The organism is Pseudomonas sp. DTU12.3 (genome assembly GCF_004124275.1).
Lineage (GTDB): Bacteria > Pseudomonadota > Gammaproteobacteria > Pseudomonadales > Pseudomonadaceae > Aquipseudomonas > Aquipseudomonas helmanticensis.
On sequence record NZ_CP027218.1, the window covers coordinates 4934430 to 4949097 of the forward strand.

At 59.2% G+C, this 14668-nt stretch carries 17 protein-coding genes; 7 read left to right on the forward strand and 10 right to left on the reverse strand.

Translation table 11 applies throughout. From position 1 onward, the window contains the following. Positions 1-114: 114 nt before the first annotated feature. On the forward strand, positions 115-873 hold the full coding sequence (locus C2E19_RS22635) for an SDR family NAD(P)-dependent oxidoreductase (RefSeq protein ID WP_129395159.1): 759 nt from the start codon (positions 115-117) through the stop codon (positions 871-873). Positions 874-988: 115 nt separating this feature from the next. Here the strand turns inward: C2E19_RS22635 and C2E19_RS22640 are convergent, their stop codons facing one another. Then, positions 989-1426 carry a multidrug/biocide efflux PACE transporter gene (locus tag C2E19_RS22640; RefSeq protein ID WP_129395160.1) on the reverse strand — a complete coding sequence of 146 codons (438 nt, stop codon included), beginning with the start codon at positions 1424-1426 and terminating at the stop codon, positions 989-991. A gap of 88 nt (positions 1427-1514) precedes the next feature. Between C2E19_RS22640 and C2E19_RS22645 the strand changes: the two genes are divergently transcribed. Continuing rightward, positions 1515-2369, forward strand: a complete 855-nt coding sequence (locus C2E19_RS22645) for a LysR family transcriptional regulator (RefSeq protein WP_129395161.1) — start codon at positions 1515-1517, stop codon at positions 2367-2369. A gap of 172 nt (positions 2370-2541) precedes the next feature. Here C2E19_RS22645 and C2E19_RS22650 read toward each other — a convergent pair whose 3' ends face one another. Beyond that, positions 2542-3396, reverse strand: coding sequence for a LysR family transcriptional regulator (locus C2E19_RS22650; protein ID WP_129395162.1), 855 nt, complete (start codon positions 3394-3396; stop codon positions 2542-2544). 111 nt (positions 3397-3507) lie between these two features. Here C2E19_RS22650 and C2E19_RS22655 point away from each other — a divergent pair, with 111 nt between their 5' ends. Further along, the gene (locus C2E19_RS22655) at positions 3508-4233 is read left to right on the forward strand and encodes an SDR family oxidoreductase (protein WP_129395163.1); all 726 of its coding nucleotides are present in this window, start codon (positions 3508-3510) and stop codon (positions 4231-4233) included. A 177-nt stretch (positions 4234-4410) separates the two neighbouring features. Here C2E19_RS22655 and C2E19_RS22660 read toward each other — a convergent pair whose 3' ends face one another. From C2E19_RS22660 to C2E19_RS22670, 3 genes are read right to left on the reverse strand one after another with little or no spacing between them, the layout of a single operon-like run. Beyond that, positions 4411-5652, reverse strand: coding sequence for an RNA polymerase sigma factor (locus tag C2E19_RS22660; RefSeq protein WP_129395164.1), 1242 nt, complete (start codon positions 5650-5652; stop codon positions 4411-4413). Continuing rightward, positions 5645-5989: a YciI family protein gene (locus C2E19_RS22665; RefSeq protein WP_008081988.1), complete on the reverse strand. Its 345-nt coding sequence runs from the start codon at positions 5987-5989 to the stop codon at positions 5645-5647. The genes C2E19_RS22660 and C2E19_RS22665 overlap by 8 nt, the downstream gene beginning before the upstream one ends. A 40-nt stretch (positions 5990-6029) precedes the next feature. After that, positions 6030-6455: an SgcJ/EcaC family oxidoreductase gene (locus C2E19_RS22670; protein ID WP_129395165.1), complete on the reverse strand. Its 426-nt coding sequence runs from the start codon at positions 6453-6455 to the stop codon at positions 6030-6032. 139 nt (positions 6456-6594) lie between these two features. Between C2E19_RS22670 and C2E19_RS22675 the strand changes: the two genes are divergently transcribed. Both C2E19_RS22675 and C2E19_RS22680 read left to right on the forward strand, forming a co-directional pair. Beyond that, positions 6595-7080: a GNAT family N-acetyltransferase gene (locus C2E19_RS22675; protein WP_129395166.1), complete on the forward strand. Its 486-nt coding sequence runs from the start codon at positions 6595-6597 to the stop codon at positions 7078-7080. A gap of 18 nt (positions 7081-7098) precedes the next feature. Then, positions 7099-7704: a pyridoxamine 5'-phosphate oxidase family protein gene (locus C2E19_RS22680; RefSeq protein WP_129395167.1), complete on the forward strand. Its 606-nt coding sequence runs from the start codon at positions 7099-7101 to the stop codon at positions 7702-7704. Positions 7705-7840: 136 nt separating this feature from the next. Here C2E19_RS22680 and C2E19_RS22685 read toward each other — a convergent pair whose 3' ends face one another. From C2E19_RS22685 to C2E19_RS22695, 3 genes are all read right to left on the reverse strand, one after another. Beyond that, positions 7841-8329, reverse strand: a complete 489-nt coding sequence (locus C2E19_RS22685; RefSeq protein WP_129395168.1) for a GNAT family N-acetyltransferase — start codon at positions 8327-8329, stop codon at positions 7841-7843. 311 nt (positions 8330-8640) lie between these two features. Continuing rightward, positions 8641-9138 (reverse strand): GyrI-like domain-containing protein, encoded by a 498-nt coding sequence (locus C2E19_RS22690; RefSeq protein ID WP_129395169.1) that lies wholly within the window; start codon positions 9136-9138, stop codon positions 8641-8643. Positions 9139-9205: 67 nt separating this feature from the next. Continuing rightward, positions 9206-9868, reverse strand: coding sequence for a LysE family translocator (locus C2E19_RS22695; protein ID WP_129395170.1), 663 nt, complete (start codon positions 9866-9868; stop codon positions 9206-9208). Between the two features lie 139 nt (positions 9869-10007). On the opposite strand from C2E19_RS22695, the gene alaC reads away from it, so the two are divergent. Next, a complete protein-coding gene (gene alaC / locus C2E19_RS22700) occupies positions 10008-11225 on the forward strand; it encodes an alanine transaminase (RefSeq protein ID WP_129395171.1) in 1218 nt (405 codons plus the stop codon). A gap of 179 nt (positions 11226-11404) precedes the next feature. On the opposite strand, the gene C2E19_RS22705 is transcribed toward alaC, so the two are convergent. Both C2E19_RS22705 and C2E19_RS22710 read right to left on the reverse strand, forming a co-directional pair. Further along, positions 11405-12757: a GntP family permease gene (locus C2E19_RS22705; protein WP_129395172.1), complete on the reverse strand. Its 1353-nt coding sequence runs from the start codon at positions 12755-12757 to the stop codon at positions 11405-11407. Between the two features lie 82 nt (positions 12758-12839). Further along, on the reverse strand, positions 12840-13373 hold the full coding sequence (locus C2E19_RS22710; RefSeq protein ID WP_007917804.1) for a gluconokinase: 534 nt from the start codon (positions 13371-13373) through the stop codon (positions 12840-12842). Between the two features lie 215 nt (positions 13374-13588). Between C2E19_RS22710 and C2E19_RS22715 the strand changes: the two genes are divergently transcribed. Further along, positions 13589-14620 carry a LacI family DNA-binding transcriptional regulator gene (locus C2E19_RS22715; protein WP_129395173.1) on the forward strand — a complete coding sequence of 344 codons (1032 nt, stop codon included), beginning with the start codon at positions 13589-13591 and terminating at the stop codon, positions 14618-14620. Positions 14621-14668: the final 48 nt, after the last annotated feature.

Genomic DNA, 14668 nt, shown 5'->3' on the forward strand with positions numbered 1-14668 from the left:
TTTGATTGTTCGACTGAGCCGATCAGTGATTCCGATTTCAGCCTGTTTATCACCTCCCGGCGGATAAATAAACTGAGTTCCATCACCACCACTTACCGCAATCGAGGAAGTCCTATGAACCGCAAAATCGCATTGATCACCGGCGCCAGTCGTGGCCTCGGCAAAAACGCCGCCCTGCACCTCGCCGCCCAAGGCGTCGACATCATCGGCACTTACCACAGCCGCGCCGATGAAGCGCAGGCGCTGGTCCTGGAGCTGGAAAAACTCGGCGCCAAAGCAGTGATGCTGCAACTGGACGTTGGCCGCAGCGAAAGCTTTGCCGATTTCGGTACTCGGGTTGAACAGGCGTTACAGCAAATCTTCGAACGTCAGCGTTTTGATTTCCTGATCAACAACGCAGGGGTCGGACTGCATGTGAGCTTCGCGGAAACCAGCGTTGAGCAATTCGACATGCTGATGAACGTGCATTTCAAAGGGCCGTTCTTCCTGACTCAGCAGTTGCTGCCGCTGATCAACGATGGCGGGCGGATCATCAACATCTCCAGCGGCCTCGCCCGCTTCACCATCCCGGGCGCCAGTGCTTACGCGGCGATGAAAGGCGCGATTGAAGTCCTGACCCGCTATCAGGCGAAAGAGCTCGGCGCACGGCAGATTGCCGTGAATACCCTGGCGCCCGGCGCGATTGAAACCGACTTCGGTGGCGGTACCGTGCGCGACAATGCGGCGGTGAATGCGATGGTCGCCGACAACACCGCGCTGGGCCGCGCCGGTCAGCCGGATGACATTGGCGGGGCATTGGCATTGTTGCTGTCGCCGGGAGCGCAGTGGATCAATGGCCAACGGGTTGAAGCGTCCGGCGGCATGTTCCTCTAACTCACCGCACACACCTCCCCCTGTAGGAGCTGCCGAAGGCTGCGATCTTTTGATCTTGTCTTTAAAAACAAAATCAAAAGATCGCAGCCTTCGGCAGCTCCTACAGGGGATTAGGTTAGTTCTGGCAGGCGCGGCGGGTCGTGAAGCGTTCACGAAGCACGTCGTAGCCCCAGTGATAAACATAGGTGTACGGCAGGAAGAACAGCAGCACGCCGATGTCGAGTAAAAACGCCTGCCACAGGCTGACCGACAACCACCAGGCAATCAGCGGCACGCCCATCACGATCAAACCACCTTCGAACAGCAAGGCGTGCAGCACGCGCACCCAAGCGCTATGGGCGATATTCATGCGGGCAAGCATGCGGTCGAAGTAACGGTTGAACACCACGTTCCAGCCCAGCGCCAGCAGCGCGATCAACACTGTCACAGCGCCCATTTCAAGCATCGGTTTTTTCATTAACCACGCCAGCAACGGCGTGCAGATCAGAATGGCCAGCAGTTCGAAACCAACGGCCTGGAAAATACGTTCAGTGATGGACTTATTGGTAGTCATGGTCTGACTCCTTAGTGAAGATGGTTGCCATGATCTATCCTCAAACCGATACTTCATAATCAATAACCATCGATCAAGGCGATAGTTGATGATCTCGCAAGAAGTGCTGTTGGCATTTGTCCAGGCGGCCACGCAAGGTTCTTTTTCGGCGGCGGCGCGCAAACTCGGGCGCAGTCAGTCGACCATCAGCGCGGCGGTGGCAAGCATGGAGATTGATCTGGACCTGGTACTGTTCGATCGCAGCAGCCGCAAACCGACGCTGACGCCGGCGGGTCATGTGATGCTGCAACGCGCCGAAGCGATTCTGGCGGCCAGCAGTCGACTGGAAATGACGGCGCGGCAACTGTCGCAAGGCGTCGAGCCGAAGCTGACGGTGGCGATTTCCGATACCTATCAGTCGTACCGATTCGAAGCGGCATTGGCGGGTTTCGAGCAGCGTTACCCGGATCTGGAACTGGAGTGTTTGATTGCCGAATGTGAAGACCTGATCGAACTGGTCCAGCGCGGCCGCGCGCATCTGGCCTTCGCCGAAATGCAGGAGAACTACCCGCCGGATCTGGTGACGTCGACGGTGGCCGAGCGCACGGAAATCGCCTTGTTCGTTAATCGCGACCATGCGCTGGCCAAGCTTGAGCACGTTGATCAGCACATCCTGGAACAGCATCGCGAGTTGCGCCTGGCGACCATCGTCAATCCGTATGACAGTCGCGGCAAAGGCCGGGTGTGGTCGGCGCCGAGTTATCTGATGCTGCTGGAAATGGCCGAGAAAGGTTTTGGCTGGGCGCCGCTGCCGCGCTGGCTGGCCCAGCGGTTTGGCAATGATTTGCTGGTGGAATTGAAGGTGCGAGGCTGGCCGAAACCGGTGTTTGTCGATGCCTTGTGGTCGCGGCTGTATCCGCCGGGGCCGGCGGGGAGTTGGCTGTTGAGCAAGATGCTGGAATAGCGGCGCTGCCAATCGCTGGCAAGCCAGCTCCCACACGTACCGAGGCGTTTATTGATTTTGTGTGCGACTCGGACACTGTGGAGCTGGCTTGCCTGCCCCCACAAATACCGAGGTGTTCATTGATTTTGTGTGCGACTCGGACACTGTGGGAGCGGGCTTGCTCGCGAAGGCGTCACCCCAGACACCCCATCAAGCCGCTTCGATCACCACCGGTCGATTTCTGCAAAAAATACTCATGCAACCCACGCATCGCCGGCATCTCCAGCGCCTGCGCCGCATAACACAACCCCACCCGCCGGGTCGGTGCCGGCAAGTGCAACGCGCGCACCACTACCCGCGCATGCCCGCTCACCAATGACTGCGGCAACATCGCCACACCAAGACCCGCCGCGACCATGTGCAACGCCTGTTGCAACGACCCGGCATGCCCCGCCACCGCTTCCGGCGAACGCCCGTACAACGCCATCAAGCGCTGATGCGACGGCTGCTGCGGGCAAGTGATCCAGTCTTCGATCGGCGCCCAATTCGCTTGCACCGCCGCCATCGGATGATTCACCGGCAGCGCCATCACATAGGATTCTTCCCACAGCGGCAGGAACAATTCGTCCTCGCAGCACATTTCCTCAACCGCCAATCGACCCTCGCCGTGGCAGCCCTCCTCCAGCGTCAACAGCAAGTTCGGCAGCGCCAGATGCGCCATGCGCACAAAAGCCTCGATGTGACTGGCGGCAATATCGCCCTCGATGCCCAGCGTCAGCGGCACACGGTTTTCGCGTCCGCGAAACATCCGGCTCAACGCCTCCGCCTCGGCGACCATCCGTCGTGCCTGCGGATACAGCAACCGCGCTTCATCGCTGACCTCGACACCGCGCGGCAGACGCACAAACAACGTCGCTCCCAACTCTTCTTCAAGCTGTTTGATCGTCACCGACAAGGTCGGCTGGCTGATGAACAGTCGCTGCGCCGCCGCGGTGATGTTGCGCTCCTCGAACACGGCGAGGAAGGCTTTGAGATGACGGATATCCATAGGAGATTCCGATAGCTGACAGAGGAATAAGGCATTTTTCAGCCTTCATCGAGCTAAATATACTGCGTTCATCGTTCAGTCATTTGAAATTCTTATTTCAGGAGTTCCTCCATGAGCAAGCCATTGATCATCATCACCGGCGCCAGTTCGGGCATCGGCGCAGCCACCGCCCGTCGTTTGAGCGCGGCCGGTCACCCATTGTTGTTGCTGGCGCGGCGCATTGAACGCCTGGAAGCGCTGGAGTTGCCGAATACTCTCAGCCGAGAAGTCGACATTACTGATCGCGCCACTTTGCTCGCCGCCGTGGCAGAAGCCGAAGCGCAATTCGGCCCGGCCGATGCGTTGATCAACAACGCTGGCGTAATGCTGCTCGGCGCGATGAGCGAGCAGGATCCGGCGCAGTGGGACCGGATGCTTGACGTCAATGTGAAAGGTTTGCTCAACGGCGTGCACGCGGTGGTCGCCGGGATGATCGAGCGCAAACGCGGAACGATCATCAACGTCAGTTCGGTGGCCGGGCGCAAGACCTTCCCCAACCATGTCGCGTATGTCGGCACCAAGTTTGCCGTGCATGGTTTGTCGGAGAATCTGCGCGAGGAACTGGCGCCGCATAACGTACGCGTGACGACGATTGCGCCGGGTGCGGTGGAGACTGAGCTGTTGAGCCACACCACGGATGAGGCGATCAAGACCGGGTATCAGGCGTGGAAGCAGGACATGGGCGGCACGGTGTTGAGTGCCGAAGATGTGGCGACGGCGATTGAGTATGCGTATGGGCAGCCGCAGGGGGTGTGTATTCGCGAGATAGTGATGGCCGCGACCCGCCAGCAGGCCTGAGGCCAAAAGCCTACCCTCACCCCAGCCCTCTCCCGGAGGGAGAGGGGGCCGACCGTGGTGTCTTGCGGTTTACATCGACCTGAAATATCGAGTTGATTATGGATTCACCGTTGATTTTTCAGGTCGGTGTACTTCTACAGCATCCCCCAATCAGTCCCCTCTCCCTCCGGGAGAGGGCTAGGGTGAGGGCAATTTCAACGCCAAAAGCCGCCCCTCGATAAACCGCCGTTCCGGCTCCTGCCGCGTCAATTCAAGCGCCCGCAAATACGCCGCCCGCGCCTCCGCCACCCTGCCCAACTGCCGACAAAACTCCGCCCGCGCCGAATGCGCCAGGTGGTAATCCTGCAACTCACCGCGATCCAGAATCCCTTCAATCAACGCCAACCCCGCCAACGCGCCATCCCGCTTGGCCACCGCCACCGCCCTGTTCAACTCGATCACCGGCGAAGGCACCGCCCGCAACAGCACGTCATACAAGCCAACGATCTGCTCCCAATCGGTTTCTGCCGCTGACGGCGCCTCGGCATGCACCGCCGCAATCGCCGCCTGCAAACAATAAGGCCCAAACCGCCGCGTGGTCAGCGCGCGCTCGACCAGCGCGCAACCTTCGGCGATCAACTCGCTATCCCACAATGAGCGATCCTGATCATCCAGCAGAACCAATTCGCCGTCCGGCGAGGTACGCGCCGAGCGACGTGATTCATGCAGCAACATCATCGCCAACAGCCCCATGACTTCCGGCTCCGGCAGCAACTCCATCAACAAGCGCCCCAACCTGATCGCCTCACGCGTCAGATCCTCACGGGTCAACTCCGCGCCAACCGACGCCGAATAGCCTTCGTTGAACACCAGATAAATGACCCGCAACACGCTGTCGAGGCGCTCGGGCAATTCGCTCAGGCTCGGTACTTGATAAGGAATCTTCGCGTCACGAATCTTGGCCTTCGCCCGGACGATGCGCTGGGCTATCGCCGCCGGTGCAGAGAGAAAGGCGCGAGCGATTTCCTCGGTGGTCAGGTCGCAGACCTCACGCAACGTCAGCGGCACTTGCGCATCCGCCGCCAACGCTGGGTGACAACAGGTGAAGATCAGTCGCAGGCGATCGTCTTCCACGTCCTCGCCACTCCAGTCGGCCTGTTCCAGTTCTTCCAGTTGCGCCAACAGCAACGGCTGCGAAGCCTTGAACCGGGCGCGGCGGCGCAACACATCAATCGCCTTGAAGCGCCCGGTCGACACCAGCCAGGTGCGCGGATTGTCTGGCACGCCGTCGCGCTGCCAGCGCTCGACCGCGATGAAGAACGCCTCGTGCAAGGCTTCTTCGGCGAGGTCGAAATCCCCCAGCAGGCGAATCAGTGTCGCCAGAATCCGCCGCGAGTCTTCGCGATAGACCTGCTCGACCCGCGCCCTGACCTCAGACATTCAGCTGTCGCACCGGGCGTACTTCAACGCTGCCGACCCGCGCCGCCGGAATGTTGCCGGCGACCTGAATCGCTTCGTTGAGGTCCTTGGCGTCGATCAGGTAGAAACCGGCCAGTTGCTCCTTGGTTTCGGCGAATGGGCCATCGGTGATCGACAGTTTGCCGTTGCGCATCCGTACCGTGGTGGCGGTCTGCACCGACTCCAATGCTTCGGCGGCAACCATCCGCCCGCTGCCCTGAATCGACTCGGCGTAGGCCCAGCATTCGGCGTCTTCCGGACTGTCGGGCGACGAATGCAGCAGGCGCTCATCGCTGTAGACCAGGCATAAATACTTCATGGCGTTCTCCTGAATCGGACGGATCAACTATGGCTGAAGATCAGGGAGTCACATCGAACAGGGTCGCGCCGCTCATCGGATCGAACGGCGCCGACCAGTGTTCATGAGCGATTTTCCACGTCCCGCCGACCTGCCGATAGCAGGCGGTGACGCGCATCCAGCAGCTCTGGGTTTCGCCCTTGTCATTGGTGCCGCCGCAGTTGGCCACCCAGTGGGCGAAGGCGATGTTGTCGGCGCTTTCGATAGCGATTTCGTGGAACTCGAAAATGTGCGGGCCGGGGCACATTTCCATGCACGCCACCCAGTGTTCGCGGTAGGCGGTTTTGCCCTTGAATTGCAGGGCCTTGATCGCGTCGAAGGAGACGATGTCGTCGGCGTACAGCGCCATGACTTTCTCCACGTCCTTTTTCATCACGGCTTCGCGGTAGGTGTTGATCAGGGTCTGGATTTCAGTGTGTGCGCTCATGGTGTTCTCCGTGTTTTTTTTGTGAAGACACCCTTAGTCGTTCGGCAAATCCGCAGATCGACAGACGCAACAAAAAAATTCCACGAAGAACAAAATCGCTAGAATCGGCGACTTACCTTGTAGGAAAAAGGAAATTCCCGTGTCAGCGCAACTCGTGCCGTACGACAGCCTTAACACCTTGCAGCGTGAGCAAGTCGAGGCGATTGAAATCCATGCCGAACAGATCAAGTTTTCCGGCGATATCCACGGCGCCCTGCACACGCTGCTGTCGAAACCCGGCCCCGGCGTAAAGGGTTTTGCGCTGCTGGCGGATGAAGTGCCGGTGGCGTTTCTGCTGCTCAAGCGTCCGCCAGTGTTGCCAGCCTGGGCCGATGAACACAGCGCCACTTTGCATGCATTGCAGGTCGATCGACGCGCGCAAGGCAAGGGTTACGGCAAGGCATGTCTGCAAGCGCTGCCCGAGGTTGCGCGGCAGGCCTGGCCGGAGATCAAGGGACTGGAATTGTCGGTGGATGCCGATAACGACGCAGCCATCGCGCTGTACGCCAAGCATGGCTACGTCGACAGCGGCGAAGCGTACAAGGGCCGGATCGGTTATGAACGGCGCATGGGGCTGTTTTTCTAAGTCAGCGGGAGAGCAAGGATGATCGACTCAATCGAAGCGCTGGAAGCGATTTACGGACTACCCCACGACCGCGCGGTGCGTAAGCAGATCGGTTTTCTCAACGAGGACTATCAGGCGATGGTGCGGGTTTCGCCGCTGGTGATCGTCAGCTCGGTGGGCGCCGATGGCCTGGATAATTCTCCGCGCGGGGATGCGCCGGGTTTTGTGCGGATCATTGATCAAAACACCTTGGCCCTGCCGGATCGCCCGGGCAACAACCGCATCGATACCTTGCGCAATGTGCTGCAGGATTCGCGGGTGTCGTTGTTGTTCATCATTCCCGGGATTGGCGAGACGTTGCGCGTCAACGGTACGGCGACGATCAGCGCCGATCCGCAGTTGCTGGAGAGTTTTGCGGTGAATGGCAAACCAGCGAAAACGGTGTTGCTGGTGACGGTGGAAGCGGCGTTCTTTCATTGCTCGAAAGCCTTCGTCCGCTCCGATGCGTGGAATCCTGAAACGCACCTGCCACGCTCGGCATTGCCAAGTGCCGGCGCCTTCCACAAACGTCTGAACGACGGCGAATTCGACGCCGACACTTACGACCGTGAAGCCCCCAAACGAGTAACCGACACCTTGTACTGACACATTTCCGGAACCCACCACTGTTCCCCTGTGGGAGCGGGCTTGCTCGCGAAGGCGTAGTGTCAGCTAGAAGATATTTGCCTGACACATCGCTTTCGCGAGCAAGCCCGCTCCCACATGGGTTTTGCAGTGGTGCTCAGAGTGTCAGGATCATCTCGTGCCACGCCATCCCGCCGTGGTCGGACTCAGACGGTTTGATGTAGGCGAAGCCAAAGCCGGCATACAACGGGATGTGTATTTCTTTGCACATCAAATGAATCGTCGCTTTATCCATCCCGCGCATACGCTCGATGAATTCGGCCATCAAGCGCTTCGCCAAACCCTGCCCCTGATAATCCGGATGCACCACCACCGACATGATCACCACGTTCGGCCCTTTCGGATCGTGGCCGATCAGTTCCTTGAACGCCTCGTCCGACATCTGCACATCAAACGCCGCACCGGAATTGACGAAACCGGCGACCACGCCGTCCACTTCAGCAACGATAAAACCTTCCGGCCATGTGGCAATACGCTTGGCGATTTTCTCGTGGGTGGCCGCTTCGTCGCCTTCGTAGGCAACGGTTTCGATGGCGTAGCAACGATCCAGATCGGCGGCAGTGACGTTGCGGATGATGGTGTTCATGGCAGCTCGCAAATCAGCAGAAGAAAGTGCCGAAAGGATAAAGGAATAAGCGCGGCATATCGATGCGCACGGGCTGCGTAAAGCCTGCGTATAAGCGCTTTTCTTCGGGTTCGCGGGCGGCTATTGCTGTGAGCTGTCTCTGATCACCCATGGGGGAAACAACTAATGAGCAGCGTTCAGATTGGTCTGTTGATGGTGTTGGGCATCAGTACTTTCGGCTTTATCACGCTGGCTGTGGATTTGCTGCGCACGCGGCGCAAACAGCGCTGAAAGCATGAGGCGGATCATTGATCCGCCGCATTGTTGTCTGCTCAGGCTTGTCTGGTATCGACCGGCACGCAGATTTCCAGTTTGCCGGTGTGCAGCCGCGGATTGAAATCGGCGCTGTAACGCTCCAGCTCCGGGGCGTTGAGCTCCACGTAGTGGGAGGTCGGCAACCAGGTTTTGTAGATGTATTGCAGGGTCTGCGGCAACTGATCGAGCGGCCCTTTATGTTCAAACACCGCGTACTGGCGAGGCAGCACTTCGACCCACTGGTAGACCTTCTGGTCGAGGTCATCGAGCTTGCTGATTTCCACCCCGGCGATGTAATCGAAGCCACCCTTGCCGTCGAAATTACTGCAGACGCCGTAAGTCACTTCGTTCTTTTGCCCCTGTATCTTCCCCAGGTGCGGCAAGAATTTTTCCCACAGCGCCGGGATGTCCTTTGCGGTGTCTTGGGTAAATCGACCACGAAAACCTGCAATCAGCAGGAAGTGTCCATGTTCGAAGCGAGGTTCAGCCACTTCGACGCGTGTTTGCTCATCCATGACTCGACTCCTGGCACAAAAAAGGGGTTCGGCTGGGAGTATAGAAAGCCCAATCCAATTCGCACGTTTACAGCGCGTGCAACTGCTCGACGGCACCTGAACCGACGAACTCGTTATAACCAGATACGATCACGTATACCGCGAAATAGCAGAAGATCGCCGCAGATGCCATGTAGGAATAGCGCAACAGCTTGTCGCCCAGCAGCTTGCCACCGTGGCTGGCGGCGAAGCACAAACCGGCCGACCACAGCAGTCCGGCGCACAGGAAACCGCCGAGGAACAGCGCCGAACTGAGCGGACCGCCACCGCCGGAACGGGCGATCAACGTGCCGCCCACCGCAGCGAACCAAAGAATCGCGCTCGGCGACGACATGGCGAGGAAAATCCCCCGGAAGAACTCCTTGCGATGGGAGTTCTGCCCTACTTCCGGCGTGGCCGCCAACTGCGCCTCGTGGTGAATCGCCGAGTAAATCATCTTCGCCGCGAAGTAGATCAGCAGCGCCGAACCACCGATCCACAGCACCCAGCGCACGCTTTCGTATTGCAGCAACACGGTCATTCCGGCCAGCGCCAGCACCGCATAAATCAGGTCGCCGACACAGGTGCCGAGGCCCAGCGCGAAGCCCTGAAAGTAACCACGCTGCATCGCCAATGTGATCATTGCGATGTTGGCGACGCCGATATCCAGGCACAGCGAAAGGCTCAGCAAGAAGCCGCTGGTGAATTCCATCTACCGATTTCCTTGGGCAAATATGTTTGAAAAACGCGCTGGACAGTATGCCATCACTGCCCTTATCTTCCGCCACAGGTCACCGCAGTGACCAGCGTCGCTCGGACGGTTCCGGGCGCTTACGTTATCCGAGGCAACAATGGCTGAACAAGGTTCGCCGCGCCGCTTTGCGCGCATAGATCGACTCCCCCCTTACGTTTTCAACATCACCGCCGAGCTGAAGATGGCCGCGCGTCGTCGTGGTGAAGACATCATCGACTTGAGCATGGGCAACCCCGACGGGGCCACGCCGCCGCACATTGTTGAAAAACTCGTACAGGTTGCCCAACGCGAAGACACCCACGGTTACTCGACGTCCAAGGGCATTCCGCGCCTGCGCCGTGCGATTTCCAACTGGTACAAGGATCGCTACGCGGTCGATATCGATCCGGAAAGCGAAGCCATCGTCACCATCGGTTCCAAGGAAGGCCTGGCACATTTGATGCTGGCGACCCTCGATCAGGGCGACACCGTGCTGGTGCCGAACCCGAGCTATCCGATTCACATCTACGGCGCGGTGATTGCCGGCGCGCAGGTGCGTTCGGTGCCGCTGGTGCCCGGCGTGGACTTCTTCGATGAGCTGGAACGGGCGATTCGTGGCTCGATTCCGAAACCGAAAATGATGATCCTCGGCTTCCCGTCGAACCCGACTGCGCAGTGCGTGGAACTGGATTTCTTTGAACGAGTGATCGCCCTCGCCAAACAGTACGACGTGCTGGTGATTCACGATCTGGCTTACGCCGACATCGTCTATGACGGCTGGAAAGCGCCATCGATCATGCAAGTGCCGGGCGCCAAGGATATCGCGGTGGAGTTTTTCACCCTGTCCAAGAGCTACAACATGGCCGGCTGGCGCATCGGTTTCATGGTCGGTAATCCGGAACTGGTCAACGCCCTCGCGCGGATCAAGAGCTACCACGACTACGGCACTTTCACTCCGCTGCAAGTGGCGGCAATTGCCGCGCTGGAAGGCGATCAGCAATGCGTGCGCGACATCGCCGAGCAGTATCGCCAGCGTCGTAATGTGTTGGTCAAAGGCCTGCATGAACTGGGCTGGATGGTCGAGAACCCGAAGGCTTCGATGTATGTCTGGGCGAAGATTCCCGAGGCGTATGCGCATCTGGGGTCGCTGGAGTTCGCCAAGAAACTGCTGGCCGAGGCCAAGGTCTGCGTCTCGCCGGGCGTCGGTTTTGGTGAGTATGGCGATGATCACGTGCGCTTTGCGCTGATCGAAAACCAGGACCGCATTCGTCAGGCGGTACGCGGCATTCGCGGCATGTTCCGGGCCGATGGCCTAGTTGCAAAAACTGGCGGCTAACACCTATCCCCTGTGGGAGCGAGCCTGCTCGCGAAAGCGGTATGTCAGGCAGCATATTGTCTGGCTGACATGGCCTCTTCGCGAGCAGGCTCGCTCCCACATTGGTTTTGGGTGAACCACGAAATCCACCCACAAAAAAACCGCATCGCTGCGGTTTTTTTGTGCCTGCAAGACGCTGTTTAAACGAACAGCGACAGCAGCAGGATAAAGCCCAGCGCAACCACCGACAGGATGGTTTCCATCGCCGTCCAGGTCTTGAACGTCTCGGCCACGGTCATGTTGAAGTACTGCTTCACCAACCAGAAACCGGCATCGTTGACGTGCGACAGAATCAACGAACCGGCGCCGGTAGCCAGCACCAGCAGCTCACGGTTAACACCCGGGATCATCCCCACCACCGGCACCACAATGCCCGCGCCAGTGATGGTCGCGACCGTTGCCGAACCGGTCGCGATACGAATCACCGCCGCCACCAGCCACGCCAGCAGGATCGGCGAGATCTGCGCACTCACGGCCATGTGGCCGATCACGTCGCCCACACCGCTGGTGACCAGCATTTGCTTGAAGCCACCGCCAGCACCGATGATCAGGATGATCGCGGCGGTTGGCGCCAGACTCGCGTCGAGCCACTTGAGGATCTGCTGCGAACCGATGCCCTGCTTGTGTCCGAAGGTGTACAGCGACAACAGCAATGCCAGCAGCAGCGCCGAGATCGGGTGACCGATCATGTCCATCCACGTGCGGAAGAAGTGCCCGTCCGGCAGCGCGACGTCAGCGAAGGTTTTCAGCAGCATCAGGAACACCGGCAACAGCACGGTGATCAGGGTGATGCTGAAGCTCGGCAGTTTGCTCGAATCGGTTTCACGGGCCAGTTGATCGACCAGTTCCTGATTCGGATGACCAGGAATGTGCTTGGCGATAAAGGTACCGAAGATCGGCCCGGCAATGATGGCGGTCGGCAGCGCAACGATCAGACCGTAGAGAATGGTCTTGCCGATGTCCGCGCCAAACACGCCGATGGCCAGCAGCGGGCCAGGGTGCGGCGGCACCAGGCCGTGCACGGCGGAGAGGCCGGCGAGCAGCGGGATACCGATCTTGATGATCGAAACGCCAGTGCGGCGCGCAACGATGAACACCAGCGGAATCAGCAACACAAAGCCGATTTCGAAGAACAGCGGAATGCCCACCAGGAACGCAGCGAACATCATCGCCCACTGCACTCTTTCTTTACCGAACGCGCGGATCAGGGTCTGGGCGATCTGATCGGCCCCGCCCGATTCGGCCATCATCTTGCCGAGCATGGTGCCCAGCGCGAGGATGATGCCGACAAAGCCAAGCACACCACCGAAGCCGTCCTGGAACGCCTTGATGATGGTGCCGATCGGCATGCCCGAGGTCAGACCGAGGAACGCGGCTGCGATGGTCAGGGAGATAAACGGGTGAATCTTGAATTTGGTAATCAGGATAATCAGGCCGATTACCGTGACCACTGCATCGAGCAGCAGGAAGGCGTCGTGGGACATGCCAAACATTGGGGGTGTCTCCTGGATTGTTGTTGTTATTAAAGCGGGTTAAACAGAAGTCGTGAGGACCGCGCTAGCTCTTTCAACACACTCATACCGCCTGCTTCAGACCGTGGGCTTGCCACCAGACATGAGCCTGGGACGCCAGTTCTTCAACACTGTGAATCGAGGCATTCAACGCCAACGTCAGCGGCTCGCCCTTGGGCGATTCGAGGGTGGCGAACTGGCTTTCGATCAACGTGGCCGGCATGAAGTGGCCCGGACGATGGGAGACACGTTCAGCGGCGACTTCAGGGGTCAATTCAAGAAACACGAAACCCAGGCCCGGCAAGGCACTGCGCAACACTTCGCGATAACTGTGTTTAAGCGCCGAGCAGGTCAGCACCGGGCGTTTGCCCGACGCATCGACGCGACGCAGTTCATCGCACAGGCTGTCGAGCCAGCCAGCACGGTCGTCGTCGTTCAGGGGGATCCCCGCGCTCATCTTTTCGATGTTCGCGGCCGGATGGAAAGTATCGCCTTCAATGGCAGTGGCGCCGCTCAATTGGCACAGGGCCTCGCTGACGCACGTCTTGCCGCAACCGGCAACGCCCATGATGACCAGGGCGGTGATGGGATGACTCATATAACACCTCAGCGCGCAGACAGCGCTACCTTTGCTAGCTATGACTCTAGTGCACAGGCAGAAGTTGCCGACGCCTTCTTGTCGTTTTTTTGGGTTGCAGCAGGTTTGCGCCCAACGCCAAAAAGCGAAGATCAGGCAGGACCTCGCTTACGCATTTACAGCTGCATCAGGACAGCGCTACCTTAGTGCCTTGATTTTTGTTTGGCAAGCCGTCGATGACCACCCCTAAAAACGATAAAAATACCCGCACCACCGGCCGTCCCACCCTCAATGAAGTTGCCCGCCTGGCCGGTGTCAGTCCGATTACCGCCTCCCGCGCCTTGCGTGGCGTCAGCACCGTGGCCACCGAACTGGTGGAAAAAGTGCAGAAAGCCGCCAGTGAACTCAACTACGTGGTCAACCCGGCCGCTCGCGCTTTAGCCTCGGCGCAGAGCCATTCGGTTGTGGTGTTAGTGCCTTCGCTGTCGAACCTTTTGTTCATCGATACGCTGGAAGCCATTCATCGCGTGCTGACGCCCAAGGGCTTTGAAGTGCTGATCGGCAACTTCCACTATTCGCGTGACGAAGAAGAAAACCTGCTGCGCAACTACATGGCTTATCAGCCGCGCGGCTTGTTGCTGACCGGGTTTGACCGCACCGAAAGTTCGCGGCGGATGATCGAGGCCAGCAACATTCCCTGCGTGTACATGATGGAACTGGACAGCGCCGCCGGGGTGAACTGCGTTGGCTTCTCGCAGCTCAGTGCCGGTGAAACGGCGGCCGAGCATTTGCTCTCGCGTGGACGCAAGCGCCTGGCGTATATCGGCGCGCAACTTGATCAACGTACTTTGCTGCGCGGTGAAGGTTTCCGCAAAGCGCTGCAGAAGGCCGGGCGCTATGACCCGGATCTGGAAGTGCTGACGCCGCGTTCGTCGTCCGTGGGTTTGGGTGGCGAGTTGTTCCTGCAACTGCTGGCGGCGCATCCGGATGTCGATGCGATCTTCTTTGGTAACGACGATCTGGCGCAGGGCGCGCTGCTCGAAGCGTTGCGCCACGGCATCAAAATTCCCGAGCAGGTGGCGATTCTCGGCTTCAACGACTTGCCGATGTCCGAGCACATGGTGCCGCGCCTGAGCAGCATCAACACGCCGCGTGAAGCGATCGGCCGACGTGCAGCGGAACAGATGCTGACGCTGATGGCGGGTAACAACGTTACGCGTCCAGTAGAAGACATGGGCTTCGAACTGAAAATCCGCGAAAGCACCTGACCCCTGCCATCCCGGGGCACAAATTCCGGGTTGAAAAACGATCCCTGT